The sequence below is a fragment of the Amycolatopsis orientalis genome (assembly GCF_000943515.2).
Taxonomy (GTDB): Bacteria; Actinomycetota; Actinomycetes; order Mycobacteriales; family Pseudonocardiaceae; genus Amycolatopsis; species Amycolatopsis orientalis.
The window spans coordinates 1650552-1675120 of sequence record NZ_CP016174.1; the positions used below are offsets into that span (position 1 = coordinate 1650552).

The following is a 24569-nucleotide window of genomic DNA, read 5'->3' on the forward strand; positions in this document are numbered from 1 at the left end:
CGGGTCAGACGCGCGAGACGTACTTCGCCGCCGCGGCGACGAACTCGCTCGCCCGGGTCGCCAGATCCGTAAGCGACCCGGCCGAGGTGAGCGCGTCACCGAGCAGCGGCGTGGCGGCCGCGACGGCGATCGAACCCGACTCGAGGTATTTCGCGACGTCGGCGAGGTGGACGCCGCCGGTCGGCACCAGCGGGATGTCCGGCATCGGCGCCCGGATCGCGCGCAGGTAGGCGACCCCGCCGACGGCGGCGACCGGGAACACCTTCACCGCGGCCGCGCCGAGGCGCCAGGCCTGGTCGATCTCGGTCGGGGTCAGCGCGCCGCAGATCACCGGCAGCCCGCGTTCGTGCGAGCGCTCCAGCACCAGCGGATTCACCGTCGGCGTGACCAGGAATGTCGCGCCCGCGTCCGCGGCGGTGTCCACATCGGACACCTCGCGGACACTGCCGGCGCCGATGTGCACGTCGTCGCCGAGTTTCTCGCGGATGGTCGCGATGGCTTCCGGGGCTCCCGGCGTGGTCAACGCCGCTTCGAGCACCCGGACGCCCGCCGCCTGCAGCACGATGGCCGCGTCGGCGAAGCGGCTCGCGTCGGCGGCCCGCAGAATCGCGACGAGCCGGTTTTCGATCAGGGTGTCCTGGAGGTCGTGCTGGATCATGCGGAAGGGACCGGCGCCTTTCCGGTGTAGGTCACGCCGGCCTCGTCGAAGTCCTTGAGCGCGGCGTCGACCGTCGGCTGCGAACCGCCGACGGTGAGGTCGAGCAGCACTCGCACGGTGAAGCCCGCCTTCGCCGCGTCGAGCGCCGTGGCGCGTACGCAGAAGTCGGTCGCGATGCCGACGACGTCGACCTCGGTGACGTCGTGCTCCTTCAGCCACGCGTCGAGCGTCTTGCCGTCCCGCGCGTTGCCCTCGAAGCCCGAGTACGCGGCGGTGTACTCGCCCTTGGAGAAGACCTCGCTGATCGGGACCACGTCGAGCGCGGGGTGGAACGAGGCGCCGGAGGTGCCCGCGACGCAGTGCCGCGGCCAGCTGTCCTTGAAGTCCGGCGTCTCGCTGAAGTGGTCGCCCGGGTCGATGTGGTAGTCACGGGTGGCGACGACGTGCGCGTAGCCGCCCTCGGCGGCCAGCTTCGAAATCCCTTCGGCGGCCGCGGCGCCGCCGGGCAGGCCGAGCGACCCGCCTTCGCAGAAGTCGTTCTGCACATCGACCACGATCAGGGCGGTCCCCATGTGTTGCTCCTGAACTCTCTTTAGACGAATACGGTCGGGATGGCCGGCTCCCCGTGCGAGAGCTTGAGGCCCTCCCACGGCAGGCTCACCAGCGCACGCCGAAGCCGCTGGCGCGCGTCGTCCAGCGTGGGCAAATCATCCACCGTCCGGCCGTCCCGGACCAGCGGAATCTGCAATTCGTGGTCGTTCGGTCCCCGTTCCGGTACCGCCGAGGCGGCGGTCCAGATGACCTCTTCGACGGCGGTGCCGGTCTCGCGGTGCCGTCGCAGCGCGGATTTCCGGCCGCCGCGGGACTCCTTGTGCGCGCTGCGCTTGGCCACCGGCTTGCCGTCGACCTCGACGAGCTTGTAGACCATCCCGGCGGTCGGCGCGCCGGAACCGGTGACGACCGAGGTGCCGACGCCGTACGCGTCGACCGGTTCCGCCCGCAGTGCCGCGATGGCGTGTTCGTCGAGGTCGCCGGACACCACGATGCGGGTGTCTTTGGCGCCGAGGGAGTCCAGCTGCTCGCGCGCCTTGCGGGCCAGCGGGCCCACGTCACCGGAGTCGATGCGGATCGCGCCCAGCTCGGGCCCCGCCACCCGGACGGCCGTTTCGATCCCCTTGGTGATGTCGTAGGTGTCCACCAGAAGAGTGGTATCGGCACCCATCTTGTCCACTTGGGCGCGGAACGCGGCCTCTTCACTGTCGTGCAGCAACATGAAGGCGTGCGCGACCGTGCCCCGGGTCGGGATTCCGTAGCGCCGTCCGGCTTCGAGATTGGAGGTGGTGGCGAAACCGGCGAGGTACGCGGCCCGCGCGGCGGCGACGGCGGCGTACTCGTGCGTGCGGCGCCCGCCCATCTCGATGATCGGCCTGCCGTGCGCGGCGCCCGACATCCGCGCCGCCGCGGAGGCGATCGCGCTGTCGTGGTTGAGGATCGAGAGGATCAGCGTCTCCAGGACGACGGCCTCGCCGAACGAACCGGTGACGGTCAGGATCGGGGAGCCGGGGAAGTAGAGCTCGCCCTCGGCGTAGCCGTCGATGTTCCCGGAGAAGGAGTAGTCCGCGAGCCACGAAAGAGTGGCGTCGTCGACGACGGCCGTCGCTTCCAGCTGGCTCAGTTCGGCGTCGGTGAACCGGAAGTCCGCGATCGCGTCGAGGACCCGGCCGGTGCCCGCGACGACGCCGTAGCGGCGCCCGTCGGGCAGGCGACGTGCGAAGACCTCGAACACACAGGGCCGGTCCGCGGTCCCGTCGGAGAGGGCGCTGGCCAGCATGGTCAGCTCGTAGTGGTCGGTGAGCAGCGCGGTGCTGGCGCCAGTGGCCGCCTCGGGGAAACCCATGGGGCCAGCCTATTCACCCACATGGCCGGACCTGCCAGCCCATACCGGGTGGGGCCCGTGACACCATGGAGTGCATGTCCACGCCTGTCGCATCCGAGCAGACGCAGGTTGATCCACAGGGAGTAGAAGTCGTCTCTGAGGACAGTCCCTGGCGGACGGTCGTCTGGAACGATCCGGTGAATCTCATGTCGTACGTGACGTACGTGTTCCAGAAGCTGTTCGGTTACAGCCGGGACCACGCCACGAAGCTGATGCTCGACGTACACCAGAAGGGCAAGGCGATCGTGTCCTCCGGTTCCAAGGAGAAGGTGGAGACCGACGTCGCGAAGCTCCACGCCGCCGGCCTCTGGGCGACGATGGAGCAGCCATCGTGAACGGATGGCGCCGTAAGGGCGAGACCATCGTCGCGGGGTTCGAGCAGCAGGAGGCGGCGGTCCTCCGTGGCCTGGTCAGCCAGCTGGAGGACATGCTCACCGCGCGCGCCGAGGAGGCGCCGCAGGACGAGCTGGCCGAGCTGACCGGGATCCGGACGGGCCCGACGGAGTCACCGGACGATCCCGTGCTCTCGCGGCTGTTGCCGGACTTCCACAAGCTGGACCCGGACAACCCGACCCGCGAGGACATCGACTCGGCCGCCGCGATGCGGTCGATCCACGAGCCGGATCTGCTCGACAAGAAGGTCGGCGTCGCCAAGATCGTGCTGGACACGCTGCCGCGCGACGGCGGGAACGTGCGGCTGACCTTCGAGCAGGCCGACGCTTGGCTGGGCGCGCTCAACGACGTCCGGCTCGCGCTGGGCACCGCGCTCGACGTCACCGAGGACATGCCCGACGAGCTGCCCGAGGACGACCCTCGCGCGCCGCATCTGGGTGTCTACCACTGGCTGACCTGGGTGCAGGAAACCCTCATCCAGTCCTTGACGTCATGATCACCGACGTTCCGGGGGTGCTGGTCGGGCACCACGAGCGGGTCGGTGACGGCTGGGCGACCGGGACGACGGTCGTACTGGTCCCCGGCGGCGCCGTCGGGGCCGTCGACCAGCGCGGCGGCGCGCCCGGGACCCGTGAGACCAACCTGCTGGAGCCGGAGAACCTGGTCCAGCACGTGAACGCGATCTGCCTGTCCGGCGGGAGCGCGTACGGCCTGGCCGCGGCGGACGGTGTGATGCGCTGGCTCGCCGAGCGGAATCTGGGCATCCCGGTCGGCACACAGCCGCACGAGGTGGTGCCGATCGTGCCCGCGGCGGTGCTGTTCGACCTGCCGCGCAGTGACTGGGGCAACCGCCCGGACGCGTCCTTCGGTTATGCCGCCTGTGAGGCCGCGGCGGCGGGCCCGGTGCCGTTGGGGACCGTCGGCGCGGGTGCCGGGGCGAAGGCGGGATCACTCAAAGGCGGGATCGGGGCGGCCTCGGAGCGCGTCGGGGAGTTCACGGTCGGCGTCGTCGCCGCGGTGAACGCCGCCGGGGAGGCGGTGGATCTCTCGACCGGTCGCGCGTTCGCGGCGGATCACGAGGTCGAAGGCGAGTTCGGCGTCCGCTGGCCGGACCGGCCCGGTGACGTCGAGGCGAAGGCGGCCGGGCTGAACACGACGATCGGCGTGGTCGCGGTCGACGCGGCGCTGTCCAAGGCGGAGGCGCGGCGGCTCGCGGTGGCCGCGCAGGACGGTCTCGCCAGGGCCGTGCGGCCGGCGCACACGATGTTCGACGGTGACACGGTCTTCGCGCTCGCGACCGGCGAGCGGGAACTGCCCGGTGGCGCCGGGCCGATCGCGGCCACGGCGCGCGCGGCGGTGCTGGACACGCTGTGCTCGGCGGCGGCGCGGGTGTTCGGGCGGGCGATGGTGCACGGCGTGCTGAACGCCACTTCGGCCGGCGGCATGCGCGCCTACCGCGACGTCTGGCCCGAAGCGCTCTCCTGACCCCGCGTTTCGTCCTCTGGATGCGGTAGTTGCGCGTGCAAGGACCGCATCCAGAGGACGAAACGCGGGGGCGAGTGGCGGCAATCTCAGAGTGTGGACCCGCTGCGTCCAGCACCTAAGATGTGGATGTGCTCCGGATCCGCCGTGACCTCGTCGACGAGATCGTCGCCCATGCCCGCCGTGACCATCCCGACGAGGCGTGCGGGGTGATCGCCGGCCCCGAGGGGTCGGACAGCCCCGAGCGCTTCATCCCGATGGTCAACGCGGCCCGGTCGCCGACGTTCTACCAGTTCGACTCGATGGACCAGCTCAGGCTGCATCGCGAACTGGAGGCGAACGGCGAGGTCCCGGTGGTCATCTACCACTCGCACACCGCCACGGACGCCTACCCGTCGCGCACCGATGTCTCGATCGCCTCGGAACCCGACGCGCACTACGTGCTCGTCTCCACCAAGGACCCCGACTCGCACCAGTTCCGGTCGTACCGGATCGTGGACGGGGAGATCACCGAGGAGCCCGTCGAGATCATCGGCTGAACCCCGGACCCGGAATAACCCGGGCCGGACCGAACGTCTGCGTAGTAGAGAACCCACCGGAGGTAGAAAACCATGGCCGTGACCGTGTCCATCCCGACCATCCTGCGTACGCACACCGGCGGCGAGAAGTCCGTCGAGGCGACGGGCAAGACCGTGCTCGAGGTGATCGACGACATCGAGTCCCGCCACGGCGGTCTCAAGGCCCGCCTGGTCAAGGAAGAGAAGCTGCACCGCTTCGTCAACGTCTACGTCAACGACGAGGACGTCCGCTTCTCCGGTGGTCTCGAGGCCGAGGTCAAGGACGGCGACACGCTGACCATCCTGCCCGCCGTGGCCGGAGGCTGATCCATGGCTCGCTTCGAGTCGCTGCTCGACACGCTCGGCGGCACCCCGCTGGTCGGCCTGCCCCGGCTTTCGCCCACCCACGACGTGCGGTTGTGGGCGAAACTGGAGGACCGCAACCCGACCGGTTCGATCAAGGATCGCCCCGCACTGGCGATGATCGAGGCCGCCGAGCGTGAAGGCACCCTCCGGCGCGGTTCCACGATCCTGGAGCCGACGTCGGGCAACACCGGGATCGCGCTCGCCATGGCCGCGAAGCTCAAGGGCTACGGGCTGGTGTGTGTCATGCCGGAGAACACCTCCACCGAACGCAAGCAGCTGCTGCAGGCGTACGGCGCGAGGATCGTCTTCTCCCCGGCCGCGGGCGGCTCCAACGAGGCCGTGCGCCGGGCGAAGGAGCTGGCCGAGGCCAACCCGGACTGGGTCATGCTCTACCAGTACGGCAACCCGGCCAACGCCGACGCGCACTATCGCGGAACCGGGCCCGAACTGCTCAAGGACCTGCCGACGCTGACGCATTTCGTCGGCGGCCTCGGCACCACCGGTACCCTCGTCGGCGTCGGGCGCTACCTGCACGAGGCGAAGCCGGACGTGCAGATCATCGCGGCCGAGCCGCGCTACGGCGAACTGGTGTACGGCCTGCGGAACCTCGACGAGGGTTTCGTCCCGGAGCTTTACGACGCGAGCGTGCTCAACGGCCGCTTCTCCGTCGGCGCTTACGACGCGCTTCGCCGGACACGTGAGCTGCTGGAGCACGAGGGAATCTTCGCGGGGATCTCGACCGGTGCCGTGCTGCACGCCGCGCTGGCTGTCGCCGAGAAGGCCGCGGCTTCGGGCAAGCCCGCCGACGTCGCCTTCGTGGTCGCGGACGCGGGGTGGAAGTACCTCTCGACGGGCGCTTACTCCGGTTCGCTCGACGAAGCGGCCGAGCGGCTTGACGGGCAGCTTTGGGCCTGATTCACCTCTGCTCGCGCGCTATGAAAGGTCCTTTCCTTGCAAATTTTGCAAGGAAAGGACCTTTCATAGCGTTGGCGGTACGGCACGCGCGGCGCTGGCACGATGGTGGGCATGAAGGTCATCGGGCTGCTGGGCGGGATGAGCTGGGAATCGTCGGCCGAGTACTACCGGCTGGTCAACGAGCGCGTCCGTGAATTCCGCGGCGGGTACCACTCCGCGCATACCGTGCTCTACTCCGTGGACTTCGCGGAAATCGAGGCGATGCAGGCCGAAGGTCGCTGGGACGACGCCGGCCGGGAGCTGAACCGCGCCGCGCGCGGGCTCGAAGCGGCCGGAGCGGACTTCGTCGTGCTCTGCACCAACACGATGCACAAGGTCGCCGAGCAGCTCACCGACGGCCTCGGCATCCCGCTCCTGCACCTCGCCGACACCACGGCCGCGGCGATCAAAGCCGAGAACGTCAAGCGCGCCGGGCTCCTGGGCACCGGCTTCACCATGGCCCAGCCGTTCTACCGCGAACGCCTCGCCGCGCACGGGCTCGACGTGCTCGTGCCGAACGAAGAAGACCGCGAGACCGTGCACCGGATCATCTACGACGAACTCGTCCACGGCGTCGTCACCGACGAGTCGCGCGAGCGGTACCGCGAGATCATCGCGCGGATCGTCGACGCGGGCGCGGACGGCGTCATCTACGGGTGCACCGAGATCGAGCTGCTCGTCGGTCCCGAAGACAGCCCGGTGCCCACCTTCCCCACCACCAGGTTGCACGCCGAAGCGGCCGTGGACTACGCGCTCGGCAAGGCCTCGCTCCCTTCCGCACCGGCGAGGTGACGCTCGTGCTGGGCGACGGCCTGCCGCCACAGCCTGTCCCGCTCCTCATCGGTGAACAGGCCACGCCGCACCCCGAAGACGTCCTCGATCGCCGTCCACCACTCGGCCGGTGATTCCAGCACCGTCTTGCCGCCCGGCAGGTGGGTGAGCGTCAGCGCGCGCAGCGAATCGAGGCTTTCGGCGTCCCGGCGCTGCAACACGAGCGTGCGGACGAACCCGGAGTTCTCGGACGTCGACAGCTCGACGTGTTTCTCGGCGAAGTCCGGCATCACGGCCGTCTCGGGGGCGAAATCCATGCCGACGAAACTTCCCTGCGGATCGTGGTCGAACCGCCAGCCGCCGGGCGTGATCTCCGACGTCCGCATGCGGAACACCAGCGGCCCCTGCTTGTACTCGCCTTCACGCAGTGGAAGGGGCTCGTGGATGCCGTCGCCGAGCCCCACGTCGACCAACCAGCCGACTTCGGGCGTCTCCGGCAGCCCGGTCACCGTCAACGCCAGGTGGTTGAGGTGGATCCCGGCGGTCTCCTGAGCGGTGTGCGCCCCGCCGGGATGCCGCGTGACCTGGTAGCCGAGTGCCTTCAGCAAGGCCGAGAACGCACCGTTGAGGTGATAGCAGTAGCCACCGCGCCCGGTGGCGATCCGGCCGAACGACACCGCCGGATCCAGCGAGGTGACCCGGCCCAGCTGGACTTCGAGATCTTCGTACGGCACCCGTTCCACATGCGCCCGGTGCAGGCGGAAGAGCGCGTCGAGGCTCGGCGGCTCGTGCCCGAGGCCGAGTCGCGCGAGGTAGGCGGGCACGTCGACGTGCTCGGAAGAAGAGATCCCCATACGACCGACCGTAGCGGTCCCCACCGACAAATCAGGGTTCTCACGGAGGCGATCCCGCCCGGACCGGCCGTAGCCTGGGGAGGTGACCACTTTGCCTCCCCAGCCGGTCCCGGCGAGCGAGTCGTCCGGCACCGATCCGGCCAAACGCGTCCTGCCGCCGAACCCGAAGGCCGCCGCGATCGTGGCGCTGGCCTTCACCGTGCTGCTCTACCTGGTGGAGCTGGTCGACGTCGTGCTGCCCGCCGACCTCGACCAGGGCGGCATCCTCGCCCGCGACCTGTCCGGGCTGGACGGCGTGCTCTGGGCGCCGTTGCTGCACGCGGGCTGGGGTCATCTGCTCTCGAACACCGTCCCGGTCCTGGTGTTCGCCTTCCTCGCGATGGCGGCGGGCATCGGCCGGTGGGTGCTGGTCACGGCGATCATCTGGGTGCTCTCCGGGCTCGGTGTCTGGCTGATCGCGCCGGACAACACGGTCACCGTCGGCGCTTCCGGCGTCGCCTTCGGCTGGCTGGCGTTCCTGCTGGTCAGGGGTATTTTCAACCGCGCGGCCGGGCAGATCCTGGTGGCCGTGCTGCTGCTGGGCATCTGGAGCGGGATGCTTTGGGGACTGCTTCCGGGTGATCCGGGCGTCTCCTGGCAGGGCCACCTGTTCGGTGCGCTGTCCGGTGTCTTCGCGGCCTGGGTGGTGGCGAGGATGGACAGGTCCCGAGCCAAGAAGAGCCCGACGGCCGGTCCCGGTAGCCTCGCCGTGTGACCAAGCCGAGCGCCGACGCCCCGATCGGCGTCTTCGATTCCGGGGTGGGCGGGCTCACCGTCGCCAGGGCGATCCTGGAGCAGCTGCCCGGTGAGCAGCTGCGCTACGTCGGCGACACCGCCCGCAACCCGTACGGCCCGCTTCCCATCGCGACGGCACGCAAGTACGCGCTGGAGGCGCTGGACGACATCGTCGAAGGCGGGGTGAAGGCGCTGGTCATCGCCTGCAACACCGCGTCCGCGGCCTGTCTTCGCGACGCGCGGGAACGCTACGACGTCCCCGTCATCGAGGTCGTCCTCCCGGCCGCGCGCCGGGCCGTGTCCGCCACGCGATCCGGCCGGATCGGGGTGATCGGCACCGAGGGCACCGTCCGGTCCCGCGCCTACGACGACGCGTTCACCGCCGCGCAGGGCGTCGAGATCACCAGCGTCGCGTGCCCGCGGTTCGTGGACTTCGTCGAACGCGGGATCACCACCGGCCGTCAGGTGCTCGGCCTCGCACAGGGATATCTCGAACCACTGCTGGACGCCCAGGTCGACACGCTGGTCATGGGCTGCACGCACTACCCGTTGCTGTCCGGGGTGCTGCAGATCGTCATGGGCCGGGACGTCACGCTGGTGTCGAGCGCCGAGGAAACCGCGCGTGACCTCGTGCGTGTCCTCACCGAGAACGACCTCCTCGCCGAGCGCGACACCCCGCCGAGGCACGAGTTCGTCGCCACCGGATCCGCCGAGCCGTTCACCAGACTCGCTCAGCGGTTCATGGGTTTCGCTCCGGGTGTGCTGGCTCCCACCAGCGCGTAAAAAAGCCGATTCCGCGCTTAAGGTGTCACAGTGCGTCTCACGATCCTCGGCTGCTGCGGCAGCATCCCCGGGCCCAACGCCGCCGCGTCCGGCTATCTGATCGAGGCGGACGGGTTCGTCCTGGGGCTCGAACTCGGCAACGGGACGCTCGCGCGGCTGCAGGCCCTGCGCGACCCGTTCGATCTGGACGCGCTGATCCTTTCCCATCTGCACCCCGATCACTGCGCCGACGTCAGCGCGCTGACCGTCATGCGGCGGTACCACCCCGCGCTGCCGTATCCGCGGCGGCCGCGCCGCCTGCCGGTGTACGGGCCGTCGGACGTGCACGAGCGGCTCGCCTACGCCTACGCGGCGAACGAGGAGGAGCGGGCGATCACCGACCTCTCCGACGTCTTCGCCTTCGACGTCCTGCGGACCGAGCCGATGGAGATCGGACCGTTCCAGGTCACCGCGATCCCGGTCGACCATCCGACCCCGGCGTTCGGCCTGCGGATCGCGCACGGCGGCCGGACGCTCGCCTACACCGGCGACACCGGCATCTGTGACGCACTGACCGAACTCGCCGACGGCGTCGACGTCCTGCTGTCCGAGGCGTCCTGGACCGACTCGCCCGACCGTCCCGCCGGTGTCCATCTGTCCGGCAAGGAAGCGGGGGAGCTGGGCCGCAAGGCGGGGGTGGGGCGGCTGCTGCTCACCCACGTCGCGCCCTGGACCGACCGCGACGCCATCCTCGCCGAGGCGGCCGTCGGGTTCCCCGCCGCCGAGCTGGTCGAGCAGGGCGCCGTCTACGAGGTCTGACGCGGGGTTCTAGAGTGACGGCCGTGGCGAGAAAAGACGGCAGGAACGACGACCAGCTTCGCGACATCAAGATCACCCGCGGTTTCCAGCGGTGGCCGGCGGGCTCGGTGTTGATCGAGTTCGGCGACACCCGGGTGCTGTGCGCGGCGAGCGTCACCGAAGGCGTCCCTCGCTGGCGGGCCGGTTCCGGCCTCGGCTGGGTCACCGCCGAGTACGCGATGCTGCCGTCGGCGACCAACACCCGCAGCGACCGCGAATCCATCAAGGGCCGCGTCGGCGGCCGCACCCACGAGATCTCCCGGCTGATCGGCCGGTCCCTGCGCGCCTGCATCGACCTCGCGGCGCTGGGGGAGAACACGATCGTCATCGACTGTGACGTCATCCAGGCCGACGGCGGCACCCGCACGGCCGCGGTGACCGGCGGCTACGTCGCGCTCGCCGACGCCGTCACCTGGCTCGGCGCCGCGGGCCGCCTCGCCGACCCGCAGCCGCTTTCGTCCTCGGTCGCCGCGGTCAGCGTCGGCGTCGTCGACGGCCGTGTGCGTCTCGACCTGCCGTACGAGGAGGACTCGCGCGCGGAGGTCGACATGAACGTCGTCGCCACCGACGCGGGCACCCTGATCGAGGTGCAGGGCACCGGCGAGGGCGCCACCTTCGCGCGGTCCACTTTGGACACGATGCTGGACATGGCGCTCGCGGGCTGCGAGGAGCTGACCCGGTTGCAGACCGAGGCGCTCGCGCTGCCGTACCCCGGCGAACTGCCCGAGCCGCGCACGGACAAGAAGAAGGGTGCGAAGTGACCAAGCTGCTTCTGGCCACCCGCAACGCCAAGAAACTCGGCGAACTCCGGCGCATCCTGGTGGCGGAAGGGATCGAGGGCGTCGAGGTCATCGGTCTCGCCGACGTCCCCGAATTCCCCGAAGCGCCCGAGACCGCTCCGGACTTCGAGGGCAACGCGCTCGCGAAGGCCCAGGACGCGGCCGCCGCGACCGGCCTCCCGGCCATCGCCGACGATTCGGGTATCGCCGTGGACGCGCTCAACGGCATGCCCGGCGTGCTGTCGGCGCGGTGGTCGGGCAAGCACGGGAACGACGAGGCGAACCTGGACCTCGTGCTGGCGCAGCTGTCCGACACCCCCGACGAGCGGATGGGCGCGGCTTTCGTCTGCGCGGCGGCGCTGGTCGTCCCCGGCGGCGACGAGACCGTGGTGCGCGGGGAATGGCGGGGCTCGCTGATCCGGGAACGCCGTGGTACCAACGGCTTCGGCTACGACCCGATCTTCGTGCCCGAGGGTGAGACGCGGACCTCGGCGGAGCTGGAACCGTCCGAAAAGGACGCCGCGTCGCATCGGGGACGGGCGTTGCGGGCGCTGGTGGGAGAGCTGCGGAAGCTGGCAGGCTGACTCTCGTGAGTGGTAATGACGGTTCTAACCGTCATTACCACTCACGAGGCGTTACGCCAGGGAGAGGTCCCGGAGCAGCTTCGCGACGTGCCCGGTGGCCCGGACGTTGTACTGCGCCACCGCGATCTTGCCGTCCGCGTCGACCACGAACGTCGAGCGGATGACGCCCTCGTAGACCTTGCCGTAGTTCTTCTTCTCGCCGAAGGCGCCGTACGCCTTGAGGACGGTCTTCTCCGTGTCGGAGAGCAGCGGGAAGGTCAGCCCCTCCGCCTCGACGAACTTCGCCAGCTTCGCGGGCTTGTCCGGGGAGATGCCGAGAACCTGGTAGCCGGCGTCGTTGAGCTGCGCGAGGCTGTCCCGGAAGTCGCAGGCCTGCTTCGTGCAGCCCGGGGTTCCGGCGTTCGGGTAGAAGTACACGACCACCGACTTGCCGCGGAAGTCGCTGAGCTTGACGTCGTTGCCCTCGCTGTCGGGGAGGGTGAAGTCGGGCGCTTTGTCGCCGGGGGAGAGTCGCTGCTCGGTCATGACGCACACGGTAGCGAACCGGCGCCCTCAGACCTTCCCACAGTAGGTCGCGGCGACCGGTTCCGCGGGGTTCGGCCGTACCTGCAGACGCAGGCGCACCGGCTTGTCCGGAACGGCGAACGCCAGGTTCAGGTGTACCGACCGGCCGGGTGCGACGTCCTTGCCCGCGTCCGCGATGCCGTTGTAGCCCTGCACCGGATCGACGACCTGTTTGACCGACGAGCTTTCGCCGTCGACCTCGCCTGTCACGGACAGGCCGGAAAGCCGGTAGACCCCGTCACCGGCGTTCGTCACCTCGATGCCGAAGGCCACCGCGCGCGGGCTCTGCGGATACGCCGACACGCTGGGGCGGAACGATTTCGGCGCGGACACGGAGATCGTGACCCCGGTCGCGAACCGGTGCGGCGCGCCGAAGGTGAGGTCGCCTTCCGCGTGGGTCGCGGCCAGCCCGTGCGCCGGGGCGTCGGCACCGAGCGCGGCGGCCCCTTTTTCCGGTGCCGGGACCCCGCACGCGGTCGCCAGCAGCAACGAGCAGGCGGCGATCAAGAGCTTCGGGGTGCGCGGGGGCGCCATGTGCGGTTACTCCAGTCGGCGGGTCGGGTGGGCCGTTCGAGGTAGGTATTAGTGCCGAAGAGTCCAGAGTGACGGTCTTTCTCAGCTGAAAGCAGCGGCGCGGCCGGGTTGAGGCGCACCTGGTGTACAGCCGTGGCCGTTCCGTGATCGCAGGGGTACGGCTAGTGACAGTCGTCACCTCGGTGGCACAGCGGCCACGGGCTCAAACGGCGAAGGCGAAGAACAGGATGAAGATCGCCAGACCGGACACCCAGGCCACGATCAGCCAGCCGAAATCGCGCATCGGGTCGACCGCGCGGCTCTCCTCGCCCGGGACGTAGACGCCGCGTTCTTCGAACCAGTCCGCCCACCGGGTCATCCAGCGAAAAGGGCTTCGAGACGCCATGGCTGTCACAGTACGGGCACGGGTGAGTCCGGTCAGCCGGGGAGGCGCCGCCCGAAAGGGCGAATCGGGCGTACCAGTTATCGCCCGCTAGGCCCTTTTGTCCAACCGGTTCGCCCTTCAGGCTGTAACGATGGCGCTGGGAATAGATGTCTACAGCCGCTTTCAATCCGTTACTGATTGGCAGGCCGTCAAGAAGCACGGAGTGTCCTTCGTCTTCGTCAAGCTCACCGACGGCGGCGGCCTGCCGAACGGCGGCCGCCACACCGGCGACGCCCTGGTGCGCGGCGCGCGATCCGCGGGGATCCCGGTGGGCGGCTACCACTTCGCCCAGGCGAGCCCGTCACCCGAGGCGCAGGCCGACGTGTTCATCGCGGAGGTCCGGCGGCTGGGGGCGACAGGCTGCGCCCCGATGCTCGACCTCGAAGACAACCCGCCGGGTTCGAGCGCGCCGAACATCCCCGACGCGCGCAAGCGGGACTTCTCGATCAGGTTCTGCAACCGCGTCGCGGGGCACGGGTTCCGGCCCGGTGTGTACATGAACAACTCACTCGCCAAGATGCTGCGCCCGGATCGGTTCGGCGTTCCGGACCTGGTCATCTGGATCGCGCGCTACGGCGCCAAACCCGACGCCGCCGCGGGCCGCTACGACCTGCATCAGTACTCGGACGCCGGCCGGATCCCCGGTATCCAGGCGAGCAGTGTCGACCTCAACGAGTCCTACACGAACGCCCACTTGACCGGCGGCGGCGCCGCCCCGAAGCGGAAGGGGACGACAGAACTCATGGAACGCAGGACCATACCGGCCAGTCCGTCCACCACGTCCGTGCGGTTGCTGCTCTCCGGCAGCGAGACGGCCGCGATCATCGTCCGTCCGCGCGTGGACGGCGACGGCATCACCGACGCGCCCGTCTGGCAGGGCAACATCTACGCCTGGGGGAGCGACAAGGTCGGTGTCGGCGGGAATCCCTTGCAGACGCCCGGGTTCAACCCGAAGACGGTTTCGCACCGGCGGTACGCCCTGCCCGGCGCGGTGTGGGTCGACTTCGAGTACAGCTCGAACGTGGATTTCGAGATCGACATCGTCGGCTGATCGTGGGTGAGGTGGTCGTGAGTGCCGAGTGTCGTTAGAACGACACTTACCACTCACGACCAGCGTCCCGGATGGCGTCCACGATGAACTGGTAACCCGTGCACCGGCACAGGTTTCCCGAGATCCCCTGCCGGATCTCGGCGTCCGTCGGGTCCGGATGGTCCTTCAGCAGTTCCCTCGCCGTCGCCAGCATCCCGGGCGTGCAGAAACCGCACTGCAGCCCGTGGTGCTTCCGGAACGACTCCTGCAGCGGATGCAGTTCGCCGTCCGACGCCAACCCCTCGATCGTGACGATCTCCGCCCCGTCCACCTGCACCGCCAGCAGGCAGCACGATCGCGCGCTCGCGCCGTCGAGGGTGATCGTGCACGAGCCGCAGACGCCGTGTTCGCAGCCGACGTGCACCCCCGTGAAACCCAGGTCGTGGCGGAGGAAGTCGGCGAGTGTCCGCCGCGGTTCGCAGTCCGCGCGGTAGGTCCGCCCGTTCACCGTCAGGGTGACCGTGATCATGCGCCCTCCTTCGCTCGCGTGATCGCCCGCCGGGTGAGGACCGCGACCATCTCGCGCCGGTAATCGGCCGGGGCGTGGAGGTCGCCGGGCGGATCCGTCGCGCCGGCGGCGAGGTCGGCCGCGGCGGCGATCGCGTCGGCCGTCAGGGCACGGCCGGTGAGTGACTCTTCGGCGGCGGTGGCGCGGATCGGCGTGGGGGCCGCGCCGGCGATGGCGATCCGGGCGGTTTCGCAGACGCCGCCGGACATCGTCACGGTGGCGAAGACGGCGACCAGTGCGAGATCGCGGCTTCGGCGGCTCAGTTCTTCGACCGCGCTACCGCCTCGGTGCGACGGCACCGAGATCCGGGTCAGCAGTTCGCCGGGGCCCAGCGCCGTCCGATGTGGACCGAGGAAGAAGTCCCGCGCGGTGATCAGCCGCTCGCCTTCGGGGCCGTGGACGCGGAACTCGGCGTCGAGGGCGACCATCACCGCGGGCAGCTCCGCGGCCGGGTCGGCGTGCGCGAGGCTGCCGCCGATGGTGCCCCGATTCCGGATCGCCACATGCCCCACGTAACCGAGCGCCTCGGCGAGCAGGGGGACTTCGGAGTGGACGACAGCGGACGTCTCGACGACACGATGCCGCGTGAGCGCGCCGATCTCCAGCCGTCCGTTCTCCTTGTGCAGGAAGGAAAGCCCGTCGAGGCGGTTGATGTCGACCACCAGTGGGGGCCGTACCTGACGCAGGTTCAGCAACGGCACCAGGCTCTGCCCACCCGCCAGCACCCGCGCGTCCGGCGTCTCCGCCAGCGCCTCGATGGCCTCATCGAGCGACGAAGCCCGGAGATAGTCGAACGGCGCGGCCTTCACCGGCGGGCTCCCCGTTTGATCGCGGCCAGCAGCCGGGGTGGCGTGATCGGCAGCGAAGTGATCTCGACACCGTACTCGCGCAAAGCGTCTTCGACAGCGTGCGCGATCGCCGCGCCACCGCCGATCACACCCGCTTCCCCCATTCCCTTGAAGCCACCGGGAACGTGCTCGGCGGGGGTCGTCATATGGGATACGGAGAACGACGGGATCTCGGTCGCCGTCGGCAGCAGGTAGCCGGTGAACGACGTGGTCTCCATCCGGCCGTCGGCGCCGTAGACCAGCTCCTCGTACAGCGCCCCGCCGATCGCTTGCGCCGCGCCGCCGTGCAGCTGCCCGTCCACGATCGTCGGGTTGATCACGGTGCCGCAGTCGTGCGCGATCAGGTAGTCGAGCAGGGTCACCACGCCGGTCTCCCGGTCGACTTCGGCGAGTACGGCGGTGCAGCCGAACGAGGTCGCGACATTGACCGGGTCGTAGACCTCGCGTTCCTCCAGGGTCGGCGTCTCGTCTTCCGGCCAGACGCCGTTGAGTCGCCGGTACGCCGCGTCGCCGATCGCGGCCAGCGTGATCTCCTTGCCCGGCACGCCCTTCACCGAGACGACTCCGTCGTCGAGGGACAGATCATCCGGCGAGACCTCCAGGATGTGGCCCGCCACGCGCAAGATCTTCGCCCGTAGCCGCGCCGACGCGTTCAGCACGGCCGCGCCGCCGACGGCCGCTCCCCGGCTCGCCGCCGAGCCGTATCCGGTGTACGGGCAGCTGTCGGTGTCGCCGGACAGCACGGTGACGTGGTCGAGCGGGACGCCGAGTGTCTGCGCGGCCACCTGTGCCAGCGTGGTGTGGAGGCCCTGGCCCATCGCGGACAGTCCGGTGTGGACGGTCACGTGCCCGGTCGAGTCGACCCGGACGACCTCCTCGTCGAAGCCGGAATGCCCCAGTCCCGCGAGATTGATGATCCGGCTCGGCCCGAACCCGGTCAGTTCGTTGTGGAACGCATACCCGATGCCGACCCCGTTCCCGCGTCGCTCGGCCCAGCCCGCCTCTTCGACGGCCTTCAGGCAAAGATCCAGGCAGTCTTCGTAGCGTCCGCTGTCGTAGACGAAAACCGGGCTCTGGTAGGGAAACGCCTCCGGTCGGATGAAGTTCTTGCGCCGTACCGCGTGCGCGTCCATCCCCAGGCGCTTCGCCAGCCGCACCACCAGCCGTTCGTGCACGAAGTTCGCCTTCGGCAGCCCGTAACCGCGGAACGACCCGTACGGCGAGCGGTTCGTCATCACTGCGACGAGGCTCAGTTCCACGTTCGGGATGGCGTACGGCCCGGTCAGCAACGCGGTCGTCGTCCAGCACGGGCTGGCGCCGGCGGACCCGAGCACACCGCCGAGCACGCCGTACACCGTGGCACGCAGGCCGGTGATCGTGCCGTCGTCCTTGGCGGCCAGTTCGACGTCGATCTTCTGCTCGCGCGAGTGCGCGGTGGCGACGAAGCTTTCCGCGCGATCCTCGATGAGCTTGACCGGTTTCCCGGTGCGCCGCGAGAGGATCGTCGCGACGACCTCTTCGGGATAGAAGTCGAACTTGTTCCCGAAGCCGCCGCCCACGTCGGGGGTGCGCACGCGGATCTTGTCGATCGAAAGCCCGAAGACCTCGCCGAGCAACTCCCGGGCCAGGTTGGGCGCCTGCGTGGAGAGCCAGACGTCGAGCCGGTCGGTGAACGGGTCCCAGGTCGCGACGACACCCCGCGTTTCGAGCGGCGTACCCATCTGGCGCGCGAAGCGGAACGACTCGGTGAGCACGACGTCGGCCTCGGCGAACGCGGCGTTCACGTCACCCACCGGGATCGTCCCGGTCCCGGCGATATTGCCCGGCCAGTCTTCGTAGAGCTTCGGGGCGCCGTCCGCCAGCGCCTGTTCGAGGGTGCTGACGGCGGGGAGTTCCTCGTATTCGACCTCGATCAGTTCCAGGGCGTCTTCGGCGGTCGCCCGGTCCTTCGCCGCGACGGCCGCGACGCCCTGGCCGGGATACCGCACCTTGCCGACGGCCAGCGCGTGGGTTTCGGGGATCCGCATGTCCGGCAGGTTCGCCCAGATCACCGGCTGCGGCGCCTTCGTGCACGACAGCACGTCTTCGCCGGTGACCACGGCGAAGACACCGGGATGGGCGTTCGCGCCCGTGACGTCGACGCGCACGATCCGCGCGTGCGGCAGGGGACTGCGGAGGACGGCGGCTTCGAGCAGCCCGGGCATCGTGACGTCGTCGATGTACCGCGCCCGGCCGGTGAGCAGGCGGACGTCCTCCTGCCGGGTCACCCGCGCGCCGATCAGCCCCTCGCCCATGACCTCACTTTTCCGTACCGGCGGCCCTTCGCGCATCGTGCACACGGGTCACCCGTGAGGATCCGCACGGGTGACCCGTGAACATCGCCGATGGGAATCGCGCACCGCCGCAGGCGACGCTCGTCCCATGACACTTTCCCTGGAAGAACCGAGGACGGCGCCCCGGTGGCGGTACTTCGCCCGGCACGCGATCGAGATGGCCGTCGCGATGTTCGTGGGTATGGAACTGTTCGCGCCGCTCTGGCCCGAGGCGCCCGGAACCGAGGTGGCGGCGCTGGCCGCGGCGACCGACATGACCGTGGCGATGACGGTCTGGATGCTCTACCGCGGGCACGGCCGCGCGCGGGTGCTCGAAATGGCGGCGGCGATGTACGTGCCGTACCTGCTGCTGCTGGTCCCGCACTGGTCCGGCCTGATCCCCGGCGAGGACGTCCTCATGGGCGGTCACGCGCTGATGCTGCCCGCGATGGCGATCGCGATGCTGATCCACCGTCAGGAGTACTCGCTCCCGCACGGTGATCACCGTGCGCATCCCCTCGTCGACGTACTCGGCCATCGCGCGCCGACCTGGATCGCGCTGGCCATGACCATGAGTGCCTGGAGCGACCCGGCCGCGCCACTGTCCTGGGTCATGCTGATCCTCCCGGCGGCGTACCTGTTCTTCGGAGTGATCCGGGGAAGCTTCCGCGATCGACGGCTGCTGGCGATCCAGGTCGCCGGGTTCGCTTTCTACTTCGCCTTGGCCGTGGTGGCGGCGAACGCCGACCCGGAGTTCGCCCGCTGGGTGATCGCGGCGGCCTGGGGATCGCACGCGGTGTGGGACTTCGCGCATCATCGGGCGGACGCGGTCGCGCCGCGCTGGTGGTCGGAGTGGTGCGGTGTGGTCGACCTCGTCGTCGCCGTCACGATCGTGGTGTTCTGGTGAGCTCTAGCATCGGGGCCGTGACCGGGAACCTCACCGACCTCGCCGACGGCGACCACCGGCTGCGCGGTGTCCGGTCGATGATCCTGGCCGCGGTGGCCGTGATGGCCGGAGGATGCTTCGCGGTGCCGGTGGTCGCGGTGTTCCGCGAGCCGGAGCCGGTCCGGCAGTGGCTCGCCGTGGCTGGACTGCTCATCCTGGCCATCGCCTACGCCGTCGCCCTGTTCGCGGAGCGATCGCCCGCCGTCCGGCGCTGGGGTTTCGCCACGGCGACCGCGGTGTCGATCCCGCTCGTCGCCCCGGCCGGTCCGGGCGACATGTTCACCTGGGCGTGGCTCGGCGGTGCCGCGGCGGGGTTCGCGCCGCTGCTGTTCGCGGGACGCCTCCGCTGGGTGGCGCCCGCGGTGATCGTCGCCGCGACGGTGGTCGCCGGGGTGTTCACCGGCGGCTCCCCGCTCGTCCACGGCCTGATCGCCGCCGCCCTCGCGGGCACGATCCTCGCGACCATCGTGCTGCCGTCCCGGTTGTGGGATCTGCTCCTGCAGGCCAGGGCCGGACGGGAGGCGCGGGCTCGGCTCGCGGTCAGCGAGGAACGGCTGCGGTTCGCACGCGACGTCCACGATCTGCTCGGCCATCGCCTGGCGGTCATCGCGCTCAAGGCGGAACTGGCCGCCCGGTTGAGCGGCACCGATCCGGAACGGGCGGCGTGCGAGGCGGCGGAGGCACAGAACCTGGCGACGTCCGCGTTGTCCGAGGTCCGCGAGGCCGTCCACGGTTATCGCGAAGTGGACCTCGGTGATCAGCTGCTGGCAGTGGAGAACGTGCTCCGCGACGCGGGGATCCGTTGTACCGTGCGGCAGCCGGAAGACGACCCGCCCGCCGGGACGGCGACCCAGCTCGCGCTGGCGTTGCGCGAGGCCTGTACGAACGTGCTGCGGCACAGCACCGCCGGATGGTGCACGATCGAGATCCGCCGGGATCCGGAGGAGGTGCGGATGACCATCGCCAACGACGGCGCCGGGAAGGCCGTCGCGGACGGGCTCGGTTTCGGGCTGCGGGGTACCTCGGAACGGCTCGCCGGACTGGGCGGCACCCTGCGCACCCGTCGCGAGGGCGACGTCTTCACCCTCGACATCTCGGTTCCCGCGCCGTGATCCGCGTTCTGCTCGCCGACGACGAGGACCTCATCCGGGACGCCCTGGCGGCGTTGCTGGAGCTGGAGGAGGACCTCGAAGTGGTCGCGCGGGCGGCCGACGGCCGGGCCGCCGTCGACGCCGCCCGCGCGCACCGGCCCGACGTCGCCGTCGTCGACCTGCAGATGCCGGGACTCGACGGCCTGGAGGTCACCGCCGAGCTGGCCAAGGCCCTGCCGTCCTGCGCCGTGGTGATCCTCACCGGCCGGGGGCGGCCGCCCCATCTGCGGCAGGCGTTGCACGCGGGTGCGAAAGGCTTCCTTCCCAAGGGATCGCCGGGCGGCGCGCTGGCCGACGTGATCCGCCGGGTGCACGCCGGTTCCCGCTACGTCGACCCCGCGCTGGCCGCCGACGCGCTCACCGCGCCGCCTTGCCCGCTGACCCCGCGTGAGCTGGAAGTCTTGCGGCTGGCCGAATTCGACACCCCGGTGACCGCGATCGCGCGTCGTACCGGGCTTTCCGCCGGCACGGTGCGCAACCATCTCTCGGCCGTCGTCACGAAACTGGGCGTCGCCGGCCGGTCCGAGGCGTTCCGGGTCGCCACCGCCAACGGCTGGCTCTGAGTCAGCCGATCTTCGCGACGCGGTAGGCGACCCCGCCTTCGACCAGGTAGCCCGAACCGGCGCAGACGACGTCGTTCAGCCACGCGTAGCGTTCGGAACCGGTCTCGAAAAGCGGGTTCGTCCGGAAGTAGTACCGGGTCGGGTCGACGAGATGCCGGGTCGCGGGGTCGGCGAGTTCGCTGCGGAGTTCGGCGGGGATCCGCCAGCGACCGCCGTAGGTCATGTGCAGCAGCGCGTCGTCGTGGGTGCGCAGGGTCAGGCGGACGTCGAGCGTCATCGTGCCGTCCGGCCGGAACACGGCCCAGTCGCCGCCGACCGGCAGGACCTCGCCACGCAGGTCCGGGCCCTCGAACGTGCCGCCTGCGGCACCGAAGAACACCCGGCCGCCACCGATGTCCAACCGTGGGTGCAGGTCGACGACGATGTCGAAGAGCAGTTCCGTGCGGAGTTCGCCGAGGTCCCTCACCCGCGTGGTCATGAGCCGAAAACCGTCCGCCGGACGGCGTCGGTCGAGACGCCGGACTGGGCGCAGAGCGCGGAGAGGTCGAAGTAGAACCGTTCGGACGAGATGAGACCGTCCGCGAAGGTGAACTGGATGAAGACGGGGAGTTCGGCGCGATCGCCGTTGGGCACGACGCCGAACCGGTCACCGGTCATGGTCATCCGCGCGGTGCCCCAGCAGACGAGCGTCGAAGGCCGGGGTTTCGAGCGTCATGTCGGGATGCAGCAGGTCGAGCGCCGCGGGGATGTCCTGCCTGCTCTTGGCGACGGCCAAGGCTTGGACGAGTGCGAAGGTCATGAACTAAACGTACGACCGTTCGTATAGTTAGACAAGCGTTTGGTCCTCTAGATGCTCATGGCCGCCCGGTCGCCCTCCGGAAGCCACTGCCGCTCCGCGTCGAAGGGCCGGTAGCCGGACCGGACGTGCTCGACCAGCAGCGACAGCGTCGGGTGCCTGTTTTCGTGTCGCCACAGCAGGGAGAACGGGTACACCGGCGTCGGATCGACGAGCGGGATCTGGACGACGTCCGGATGCCAGGGCACGTGCATCTTCGCGCCGACGAAACCCACGCGGTCCGTTGCCGTACTGAGTACTTCGATGTGGTGCTCCAGCCCGAAGTTCGGTCCGCCGGTGTCGACGAGGACGCCGAACGCCGGGCACAGCTCCTGCCAGAACTCCGCCCATTCGCTGGCCCGCGCGCTGTACGGCATCCAGGCCGTGAGCCCGGCGAGTTCCGCCATCGCGACCCGTCGCCGCCGCGCGAGCGGGTGCCGCCTGCCGACCAGCAGGTTCGCGGGCTCCAGATAGGCGGGCGTGCGGCTGATCGCCGGATCGCTCACGGTGCTGACGCGGGCGAAGGCGGCGTCGACCGAATCGGGCAGCATCGGCCGTCGCTCCGCGCCCAGCCCCGGCGTGACGAGTTCCAGTTCGACGTCGTGGTCGGCGTGGAACGCCCGGATCACCTCCATGGTCGCCAGCCGCGTGCCGAGGACGTCGACGCGCAGCGGGCGGCGCCTGCCCCGGAGTTGCTCGACGGCCTGGTCCGCGAGGCCGATCAGCGCCCGGGCGTGCTTGAGGAAAGCCTCGCCGTCCTCGGTCGGCTCGGCCCCTCCGCGCGTCCGCGACAGCAGCTGTACGCCGAGATCCGCTTCCAGCTTCGCGACCCGTTTGGAGACCGCCTGCTGACTCACCTCCAGCCGGATCGCCGCCTCGCCGAAGTACCGGTCTTCGGCCACCGCGACGAACGCGCGGACCGCGCCCAGATCCAGCTCCACTGTGCACTCCCTCCAGCCTCGTGAGTGGTGATGACGGTTCTAACCGTCATCACCACTCACGACGGGCGGGCGCCGCGCAGCAACCTCAGCTGGCCGATCTCGGACGCGTTCTTCATCAGTTCGGAGTTCACCCAGGTGACCGTGTGCGCGAAGGTCAGCCCGGCTTCAGCGCCCCAAGGGTAGGCGGACGGCGCGTCCAGGTCTGTGTCGGTCGAGCGATCCAGCACGGCCAGCCATTGGTCGCGAAGCCCGCGCAGCCAGGCGATGGTGTCGTCTTCGCCGGGCCAGGTGATTTCCTCGCGCTCACGCGGAGTCCGTCCGTTCGCGTGGTCCAGTGCGACGCTCCACCACCAGCCGATGTGCCAGGTGAGCCAGGCGATCGTGGGGACCGGGACGGGATCGGGTTCGGTGTCGGCCCAGTCCGGCCTGCCGTCCGGCCGCACCGTCCAGCAGAGTTCCGCCGGCTCCCACCGGAAGTCCTCCGGCTTCAGTTCGGCGAGGTGGTACTCGAACAGCGACCAGGTCAGGTCGAACTGCCAGCGGGACAAGGCGGAACGCGATGCGGGCACCCGGCGGATCCTTCCCGTGGGCCCGGCACGGCCGCAACCTGATTACCGTGCGGGGTAGGAATCCCCTTCTCGAAAGGAAAACACCGTTGAAGATCCTCGTGGTCGGCGCCACCGGAACCATCGGGACCGCGGTCTCCGAAGCCCTCACCGCGCGCGGGCACACCGTGCTCCCCGCGTCCCGCTCCGGCGAGTTCCGGGTGGACGTCGAGCGGCCCGGCACCCTCGACGCGCTGTTCGACGCCGAGCCGGGCATCGAGCACGTCGTGTGCTGCGCCGGAAGCGGCTCGCTCGTCCCGGTCGACGGCGGTACGGACGAGGAGTTCGTCCAAGGGCTGCAAGGGAAACTGCTCGGCCAGGTGTTTCTGCTGCGGCACGCGATCCCCCGGCTGCCGGGCGGCGGTTCCGTGACGCTGACCGCGGGACGGATCCCGGAGACGTTGCGTGGCAGCGCGTTCGGCGTGCTGACGAACGTGGGCCTCGAAGCGTTCGTCGCCGCCGCGGCCCGCGAACTGCCGCGCGGCCTCCGGGTCAACGCGGTCAGCCCGGGCTGGGTGAGCGAAACGCTGGCCGCGCTCGGCGAACCGGACGGCGGCACCCCGGCGGCGGAGGTCGCGCGGAGCTACGTCGAGGCAGTGGAGACCATCGGCATGACCGGGCAGACGCTGGAGCCCTGATCGACGATGGAAGTGGACACCGTGACCGGTTATCGGCTAGCTTCGGCGCAGTGAAGTGGACACGGTGTTCACTTAAGGAGGATCCGATGACTCCGCTGCCGCGCGAGCGGTTTCCCGCCGCGAACCGCTGGGCCTATCTCAATCACGCCGGGATCTGCCCACTGCCCACAGCGAGGCCGTCGAACGGGCCCGCGTTTCGGCCGCGACGCTGATGGGGGTGCCCGCTCGCGACGTCGCCTTCGTCAAGAACACCAGTACCGGCCTGGGGTTCGTCGCGAACGGACTCGAGTGGGCGGCGGGCGACCGCGTCGTCATCCCGGACCTCGAATTCCCGTCGACGCTGTACCCGAGGCTCGCGCTCGCCGATCGCGGTGTGGTGGTGGACCAGGTGCGCCCGGACGGTCCCGGCGGCAGGCTCACCACCGAGGCCTTCGCCGAGGTGATCGCCGCGGGTCCGCCGCCCAAGCTCGTGGTGACCAGCTGGGTCCAGTTCGGCCGCGGCTGGCGGACTGGGGTGTCGACTTCGCGATGGCCGACGGGCACAAATGGCTGCTGGGCCCGCAGGGCTGCGGCGTGCTCTCTGTGCGGGAGTCCTGTTTGGACCTGCTGCGGCCGCTGGAGCCGGGCTGGAACTCCGTCTCCCATCGGGAAGAATGGGACAACCTGGAGTACGCGCCGGACGGCACCGCCCGCCGTCTGGAAGGCGGGATGCCGAACATCGCCGGGATCCTCGGTCTCGGTGCCTCGATCGACCTGCTCCTGTCGGCGGGTGTCGACGAGATCTGGTCGGCGCCCACGTCGACGGGCCGCCGGCGCCGGTGCTGGCGGAACGGCTCAAGTCGCGGGGGATCGCGGTTTCGGCGCGCTGAAGGAGATCGTGCC

The 24569-nt window shown here is 70.0% G+C and carries 32 protein-coding genes and 1 pseudogene; 18 read left to right on the plus strand and 15 right to left on the minus strand.

Annotation, left to right across the window (positions count from 1 at the left end; translation table 11 throughout):
* Nucleotides 1–4: 4 nt before the first annotated feature.
* From SD37_RS07910 to SD37_RS07920, 3 genes are read right to left on the minus strand one after another with little or no spacing between them, the layout of a single operon-like run.
* Complete coding sequence (locus SD37_RS07910; RefSeq protein WP_044852495.1) at nucleotides 5–658, minus strand: bifunctional 4-hydroxy-2-oxoglutarate aldolase/2-dehydro-3-deoxy-phosphogluconate aldolase; 654 nt, start codon at nucleotides 656–658, stop codon at nucleotides 5–7.
* Nucleotides 655–1230, minus strand: coding sequence for a nicotinamidase (locus tag SD37_RS07915; RefSeq protein ID WP_037320723.1), 576 nt, complete (start codon nucleotides 1228–1230; stop codon nucleotides 655–657). Before SD37_RS07915 ends, SD37_RS07910 begins: the two co-directional genes overlap by 4 nt.
* Before the next feature lie 20 nt (nucleotides 1231–1250).
* Nucleotides 1251–2555, minus strand: coding sequence for a nicotinate phosphoribosyltransferase (locus tag SD37_RS07920; RefSeq protein WP_037320720.1), 1305 nt, complete (start codon nucleotides 2553–2555; stop codon nucleotides 1251–1253).
* Nucleotides 2556–2629: 74 nt separating this feature from the next.
* Between SD37_RS07920 and clpS the strand changes: the two genes are divergently transcribed.
* From clpS to SD37_RS07955, 7 genes are all read left to right on the plus strand, one after another.
* A complete protein-coding gene (gene clpS / locus SD37_RS07925) occupies nucleotides 2630–2929 on the plus strand; it encodes an ATP-dependent Clp protease adapter ClpS (protein WP_037320717.1) in 300 nt (99 codons plus the stop codon).
* Nucleotides 2926–3483, plus strand: coding sequence for a DUF2017 domain-containing protein (locus tag SD37_RS07930; protein ID WP_037320714.1), 558 nt, complete (start codon nucleotides 2926–2928; stop codon nucleotides 3481–3483). Before clpS ends, SD37_RS07930 begins: the two co-directional genes overlap by 4 nt.
* A complete protein-coding gene (locus SD37_RS07935) occupies nucleotides 3480–4472 on the plus strand; it encodes a P1 family peptidase (RefSeq protein WP_044852496.1) in 993 nt (330 codons plus the stop codon). Before SD37_RS07930 ends, SD37_RS07935 begins: the two co-directional genes overlap by 4 nt.
* Nucleotides 4473–4600: 128 nt before the next feature.
* Complete coding sequence (locus tag SD37_RS07940) at nucleotides 4601–5008, plus strand: M67 family metallopeptidase (RefSeq protein ID WP_037320701.1); 408 nt, start codon at nucleotides 4601–4603, stop codon at nucleotides 5006–5008.
* Nucleotides 5009–5080: 72 nt separating this feature from the next.
* Nucleotides 5081–5353: a MoaD/ThiS family protein gene (locus tag SD37_RS07945; RefSeq protein WP_005165659.1), complete on the plus strand. Its 273-nt coding sequence runs from the start codon at nucleotides 5081–5083 to the stop codon at nucleotides 5351–5353.
* A gap of 3 nt (nucleotides 5354–5356) precedes the next feature.
* Complete coding sequence (locus SD37_RS07950; protein ID WP_044852497.1) at nucleotides 5357–6307, plus strand: PLP-dependent cysteine synthase family protein; 951 nt, start codon at nucleotides 5357–5359, stop codon at nucleotides 6305–6307.
* 111 nt (nucleotides 6308–6418) lie between these two features.
* Nucleotides 6419–7138 carry an aspartate/glutamate racemase family protein gene (locus SD37_RS07955; protein ID WP_044852498.1) on the plus strand — a complete coding sequence of 240 codons (720 nt, stop codon included), beginning with the start codon at nucleotides 6419–6421 and terminating at the stop codon, nucleotides 7136–7138.
* Here SD37_RS07955 and SD37_RS07960 read toward each other — a convergent pair.
* Entirely contained in the window at nucleotides 7093–7971 is an 879-nt protein-coding gene (locus SD37_RS07960; RefSeq protein ID WP_044852499.1) for an arylamine N-acetyltransferase family protein, read from the minus strand. The two genes, SD37_RS07955 and SD37_RS07960, sit on opposite strands and share 46 nt — an antisense overlap.
* Nucleotides 7972–8053: 82 nt before the next feature.
* Here SD37_RS07960 and SD37_RS07965 point away from each other — a divergent pair, with 82 nt between their 5' ends.
* Genes SD37_RS07965 through rdgB form a run of 5 tightly spaced genes read left to right on the plus strand, consistent with a single transcriptional unit; the run spans nucleotide 8054 to nucleotide 11728 of the window.
* Nucleotides 8054–8725, plus strand: a complete 672-nt coding sequence (locus SD37_RS07965; protein ID WP_044852500.1) for a rhomboid family intramembrane serine protease — start codon at nucleotides 8054–8056, stop codon at nucleotides 8723–8725.
* A complete protein-coding gene (gene murI, locus SD37_RS07970; RefSeq protein WP_044852501.1) occupies nucleotides 8722–9528 on the plus strand; it encodes a glutamate racemase in 807 nt (268 codons plus the stop codon). Before SD37_RS07965 ends, murI begins: the two co-directional genes overlap by 4 nt.
* Nucleotides 9529–9558: 30 nt before the next feature.
* Nucleotides 9559–10326: an MBL fold metallo-hydrolase gene (locus SD37_RS07975; RefSeq protein ID WP_044852502.1), complete on the plus strand. Its 768-nt coding sequence runs from the start codon at nucleotides 9559–9561 to the stop codon at nucleotides 10324–10326.
* Nucleotides 10327–10349: 23 nt separating this feature from the next.
* A complete protein-coding gene (gene rph, locus SD37_RS07980; RefSeq protein WP_044852815.1) occupies nucleotides 10350–11126 on the plus strand; it encodes a ribonuclease PH in 777 nt (258 codons plus the stop codon).
* Nucleotides 11123–11728, plus strand: coding sequence for an RdgB/HAM1 family non-canonical purine NTP pyrophosphatase (gene rdgB, locus SD37_RS07985; protein ID WP_044852503.1), 606 nt, complete (start codon nucleotides 11123–11125; stop codon nucleotides 11726–11728). The genes rph and rdgB overlap by 4 nt, the downstream gene beginning before the upstream one ends.
* Nucleotides 11729–11779: 51 nt before the next feature.
* Here the strand turns inward: rdgB and bcp are convergent, their stop codons facing one another.
* The 3 genes from bcp to SD37_RS08000 all read right to left on the minus strand — a co-directional run bounded on the left by bcp (nucleotide 11780) and on the right by SD37_RS08000 (nucleotide 13211).
* A complete protein-coding gene (bcp, locus tag SD37_RS07990) occupies nucleotides 11780–12253 on the minus strand; it encodes a thioredoxin-dependent thiol peroxidase (protein WP_037320684.1) in 474 nt (157 codons plus the stop codon).
* A gap of 27 nt (nucleotides 12254–12280) precedes the next feature.
* Nucleotides 12281–12826, minus strand: coding sequence for a hypothetical protein (locus tag SD37_RS07995; RefSeq protein ID WP_044852504.1), 546 nt, complete (start codon nucleotides 12824–12826; stop codon nucleotides 12281–12283).
* A 202-nt stretch (nucleotides 12827–13028) separates the two neighbouring features.
* A complete protein-coding gene (locus SD37_RS08000) occupies nucleotides 13029–13211 on the minus strand; it encodes a hypothetical protein (protein WP_026466904.1) in 183 nt (60 codons plus the stop codon).
* Nucleotides 13212–13341: 130 nt separating this feature from the next.
* Between SD37_RS08000 and SD37_RS08005 the strand changes: the two genes are divergently transcribed.
* Nucleotides 13342–14301, plus strand: coding sequence for a glycoside hydrolase family 25 protein (locus SD37_RS08005; protein ID WP_256376572.1), 960 nt, complete (start codon nucleotides 13342–13344; stop codon nucleotides 14299–14301).
* 46 nt (nucleotides 14302–14347) lie between these two features.
* Here the strand turns inward: SD37_RS08005 and SD37_RS08010 are convergent, their stop codons facing one another.
* Genes SD37_RS08010 through SD37_RS08020 form a run of 3 tightly spaced genes read right to left on the minus strand, consistent with a single transcriptional unit; the run spans nucleotide 14348 to nucleotide 17990 of the window.
* A complete protein-coding gene (locus SD37_RS08010; protein ID WP_044852506.1) occupies nucleotides 14348–14809 on the minus strand; it encodes a (2Fe-2S)-binding protein in 462 nt (153 codons plus the stop codon).
* Nucleotides 14806–15657, minus strand: coding sequence for an FAD binding domain-containing protein (locus tag SD37_RS08015; RefSeq protein ID WP_044852507.1), 852 nt, complete (start codon nucleotides 15655–15657; stop codon nucleotides 14806–14808). The genes SD37_RS08010 and SD37_RS08015 overlap by 4 nt, the downstream gene beginning before the upstream one ends.
* Nucleotides 15654–17990, minus strand: coding sequence for a xanthine dehydrogenase family protein molybdopterin-binding subunit (locus tag SD37_RS08020; protein WP_044852508.1), 2337 nt, complete (start codon nucleotides 17988–17990; stop codon nucleotides 15654–15656). Before SD37_RS08020 ends, SD37_RS08015 begins: the two co-directional genes overlap by 4 nt.
* A 127-nt stretch (nucleotides 17991–18117) precedes the next feature.
* Here SD37_RS08020 and SD37_RS08025 point away from each other — a divergent pair, with 127 nt between their 5' ends.
* From SD37_RS08025 to SD37_RS08035, 3 genes are read left to right on the plus strand one after another with little or no spacing between them, the layout of a single operon-like run.
* Entirely contained in the window at nucleotides 18118–18915 is a 798-nt protein-coding gene (locus SD37_RS08025) for a hypothetical protein (protein WP_044852509.1), read from the plus strand.
* Nucleotides 18916–18932: 17 nt separating this feature from the next.
* Nucleotides 18933–20066 carry a sensor histidine kinase gene (locus SD37_RS08030; RefSeq protein ID WP_052675008.1) on the plus strand — a complete coding sequence of 378 codons (1134 nt, stop codon included), beginning with the start codon at nucleotides 18933–18935 and terminating at the stop codon, nucleotides 20064–20066.
* The gene (locus tag SD37_RS08035) at nucleotides 20063–20668 is read left to right on the plus strand and encodes a response regulator transcription factor (RefSeq protein WP_044852510.1); all 606 of its coding nucleotides are present in this window, start codon (nucleotides 20063–20065) and stop codon (nucleotides 20666–20668) included. Before SD37_RS08030 ends, SD37_RS08035 begins: the two co-directional genes overlap by 4 nt.
* A 1-nt stretch (nucleotide 20669) precedes the next feature.
* On the opposite strand, the gene SD37_RS08040 is transcribed toward SD37_RS08035, so the two are convergent.
* The 5 genes from SD37_RS08040 to SD37_RS08055 are packed head-to-tail and all read right to left on the minus strand — an operon-like array spanning nucleotide 20670 to nucleotide 23013.
* Entirely contained in the window at nucleotides 20670–21146 is a 477-nt protein-coding gene (locus SD37_RS08040; protein ID WP_044852511.1) for a DUF3237 domain-containing protein, read from the minus strand.
* Nucleotides 21143–21325, minus strand: coding sequence for a nuclear transport factor 2 family protein (locus SD37_RS43415; RefSeq protein ID WP_044852512.1), 183 nt, complete (start codon nucleotides 21323–21325; stop codon nucleotides 21143–21145). Before SD37_RS43415 ends, SD37_RS08040 begins: the two co-directional genes overlap by 4 nt.
* On the minus strand, nucleotides 21315–21467 hold the full coding sequence (locus SD37_RS43420) for a hypothetical protein (protein ID WP_201788872.1): 153 nt from the start codon (nucleotides 21465–21467) through the stop codon (nucleotides 21315–21317). The genes SD37_RS43415 and SD37_RS43420 overlap by 11 nt, the downstream gene beginning before the upstream one ends.
* Nucleotides 21468–21514: 47 nt before the next feature.
* Nucleotides 21515–22444 (minus strand): LysR family transcriptional regulator, encoded by a 930-nt coding sequence (locus SD37_RS08050; RefSeq protein WP_044852513.1) that lies wholly within the window; start codon nucleotides 22442–22444, stop codon nucleotides 21515–21517.
* A gap of 56 nt (nucleotides 22445–22500) precedes the next feature.
* Nucleotides 22501–23013 carry a DinB family protein gene (locus tag SD37_RS08055; protein WP_044852514.1) on the minus strand — a complete coding sequence of 171 codons (513 nt, stop codon included), beginning with the start codon at nucleotides 23011–23013 and terminating at the stop codon, nucleotides 22501–22503.
* Nucleotides 23014–23099: 86 nt separating this feature from the next.
* Here SD37_RS08055 and SD37_RS08060 point away from each other — a divergent pair, with 86 nt between their 5' ends.
* Nucleotides 23100–23687, plus strand: coding sequence for an SDR family oxidoreductase (locus SD37_RS08060; protein WP_044852515.1), 588 nt, complete (start codon nucleotides 23100–23102; stop codon nucleotides 23685–23687).
* Between the two features lie 86 nt (nucleotides 23688–23773).
* Nucleotides 23774–24553 (plus strand): annotated as a pseudogene (locus SD37_RS44200) (aminotransferase class V-fold PLP-dependent enzyme); the annotation flags it as partial.
* Nucleotides 24554–24569: the final 16 nt, after the last annotated feature.

Excerpts from the sequence above, each read along its gene's own strand:
- SD37_RS07935 (WP_044852496.1), top strand. The coding sequence starts at position 3,480 with ATGATCACCGACGTTCCGGGGGTGCTGGTCGGGCACCACGAGCGGGTC.
- SD37_RS08005 (WP_256376572.1), top strand. The coding sequence starts at position 13,342 with ATGGCGCTGGGAATAGATGTCTACAGCCGCTTTCAATCCGTTACTGAT.
- SD37_RS07945 (WP_005165659.1), top strand. The coding sequence starts at position 5,081 with ATGGCCGTGACCGTGTCCATCCCGACCATCCTGCGTACGCACACCGGC.
- SD37_RS07915 (WP_037320723.1), bottom strand. The coding sequence starts at position 1,230 with ATGGGGACCGCCCTGATCGTGGTCGATGTGCAGAACGACTTCTGCGAA.
- clpS (WP_037320717.1), top strand. The coding sequence starts at position 2,630 with ATGTCCACGCCTGTCGCATCCGAGCAGACGCAGGTTGATCCACAGGGA.
- SD37_RS07960 (WP_044852499.1), bottom strand. The coding sequence starts at position 7,971 with ATGGGGATCTCTTCTTCCGAGCACGTCGACGTGCCCGCCTACCTCGCG.
- SD37_RS07995 (WP_044852504.1), bottom strand. The coding sequence starts at position 12,826 with ATGGCGCCCCCGCGCACCCCGAAGCTCTTGATCGCCGCCTGCTCGTTG.
- SD37_RS08040 (WP_044852511.1), bottom strand. The coding sequence starts at position 21,146 with ATGACCACGCGGGTGAGGGACCTCGGCGAACTCCGCACGGAACTGCTC.
- SD37_RS43415 (WP_044852512.1), bottom strand. The coding sequence starts at position 21,325 with ATGACCGGTGACCGGTTCGGCGTCGTGCCCAACGGCGATCGCGCCGAA.
- bcp (WP_037320684.1), bottom strand. The coding sequence starts at position 12,253 with ATGACCGAGCAGCGACTCTCCCCCGGCGACAAAGCGCCCGACTTCACC.
- SD37_RS08010 (WP_044852506.1), bottom strand. The coding sequence starts at position 14,809 with ATGATCACGGTCACCCTGACGGTGAACGGGCGGACCTACCGCGCGGAC.
- SD37_RS07955 (WP_044852498.1), top strand. The coding sequence starts at position 6,419 with ATGAAGGTCATCGGGCTGCTGGGCGGGATGAGCTGGGAATCGTCGGCC.
- SD37_RS43420 (WP_201788872.1), bottom strand. The coding sequence starts at position 21,467 with ATGACCTTCGCACTCGTCCAAGCCTTGGCCGTCGCCAAGAGCAGGCAG.
- SD37_RS08000 (WP_026466904.1), bottom strand. The coding sequence starts at position 13,211 with ATGGCGTCTCGAAGCCCTTTTCGCTGGATGACCCGGTGGGCGGACTGG.
- SD37_RS08025 (WP_044852509.1), top strand. The coding sequence starts at position 18,118 with ATGACACTTTCCCTGGAAGAACCGAGGACGGCGCCCCGGTGGCGGTAC.
- SD37_RS07920 (WP_037320720.1), bottom strand. The coding sequence starts at position 2,555 with ATGGGTTTCCCCGAGGCGGCCACTGGCGCCAGCACCGCGCTGCTCACC.
- SD37_RS08020 (WP_044852508.1), bottom strand. The coding sequence starts at position 17,990 with ATGGGCGAGGGGCTGATCGGCGCGCGGGTGACCCGGCAGGAGGACGTC.
- SD37_RS07950 (WP_044852497.1), top strand. The coding sequence starts at position 5,357 with ATGGCTCGCTTCGAGTCGCTGCTCGACACGCTCGGCGGCACCCCGCTG.
- SD37_RS07910 (WP_044852495.1), bottom strand. The coding sequence starts at position 658 with ATGATCCAGCACGACCTCCAGGACACCCTGATCGAAAACCGGCTCGTC.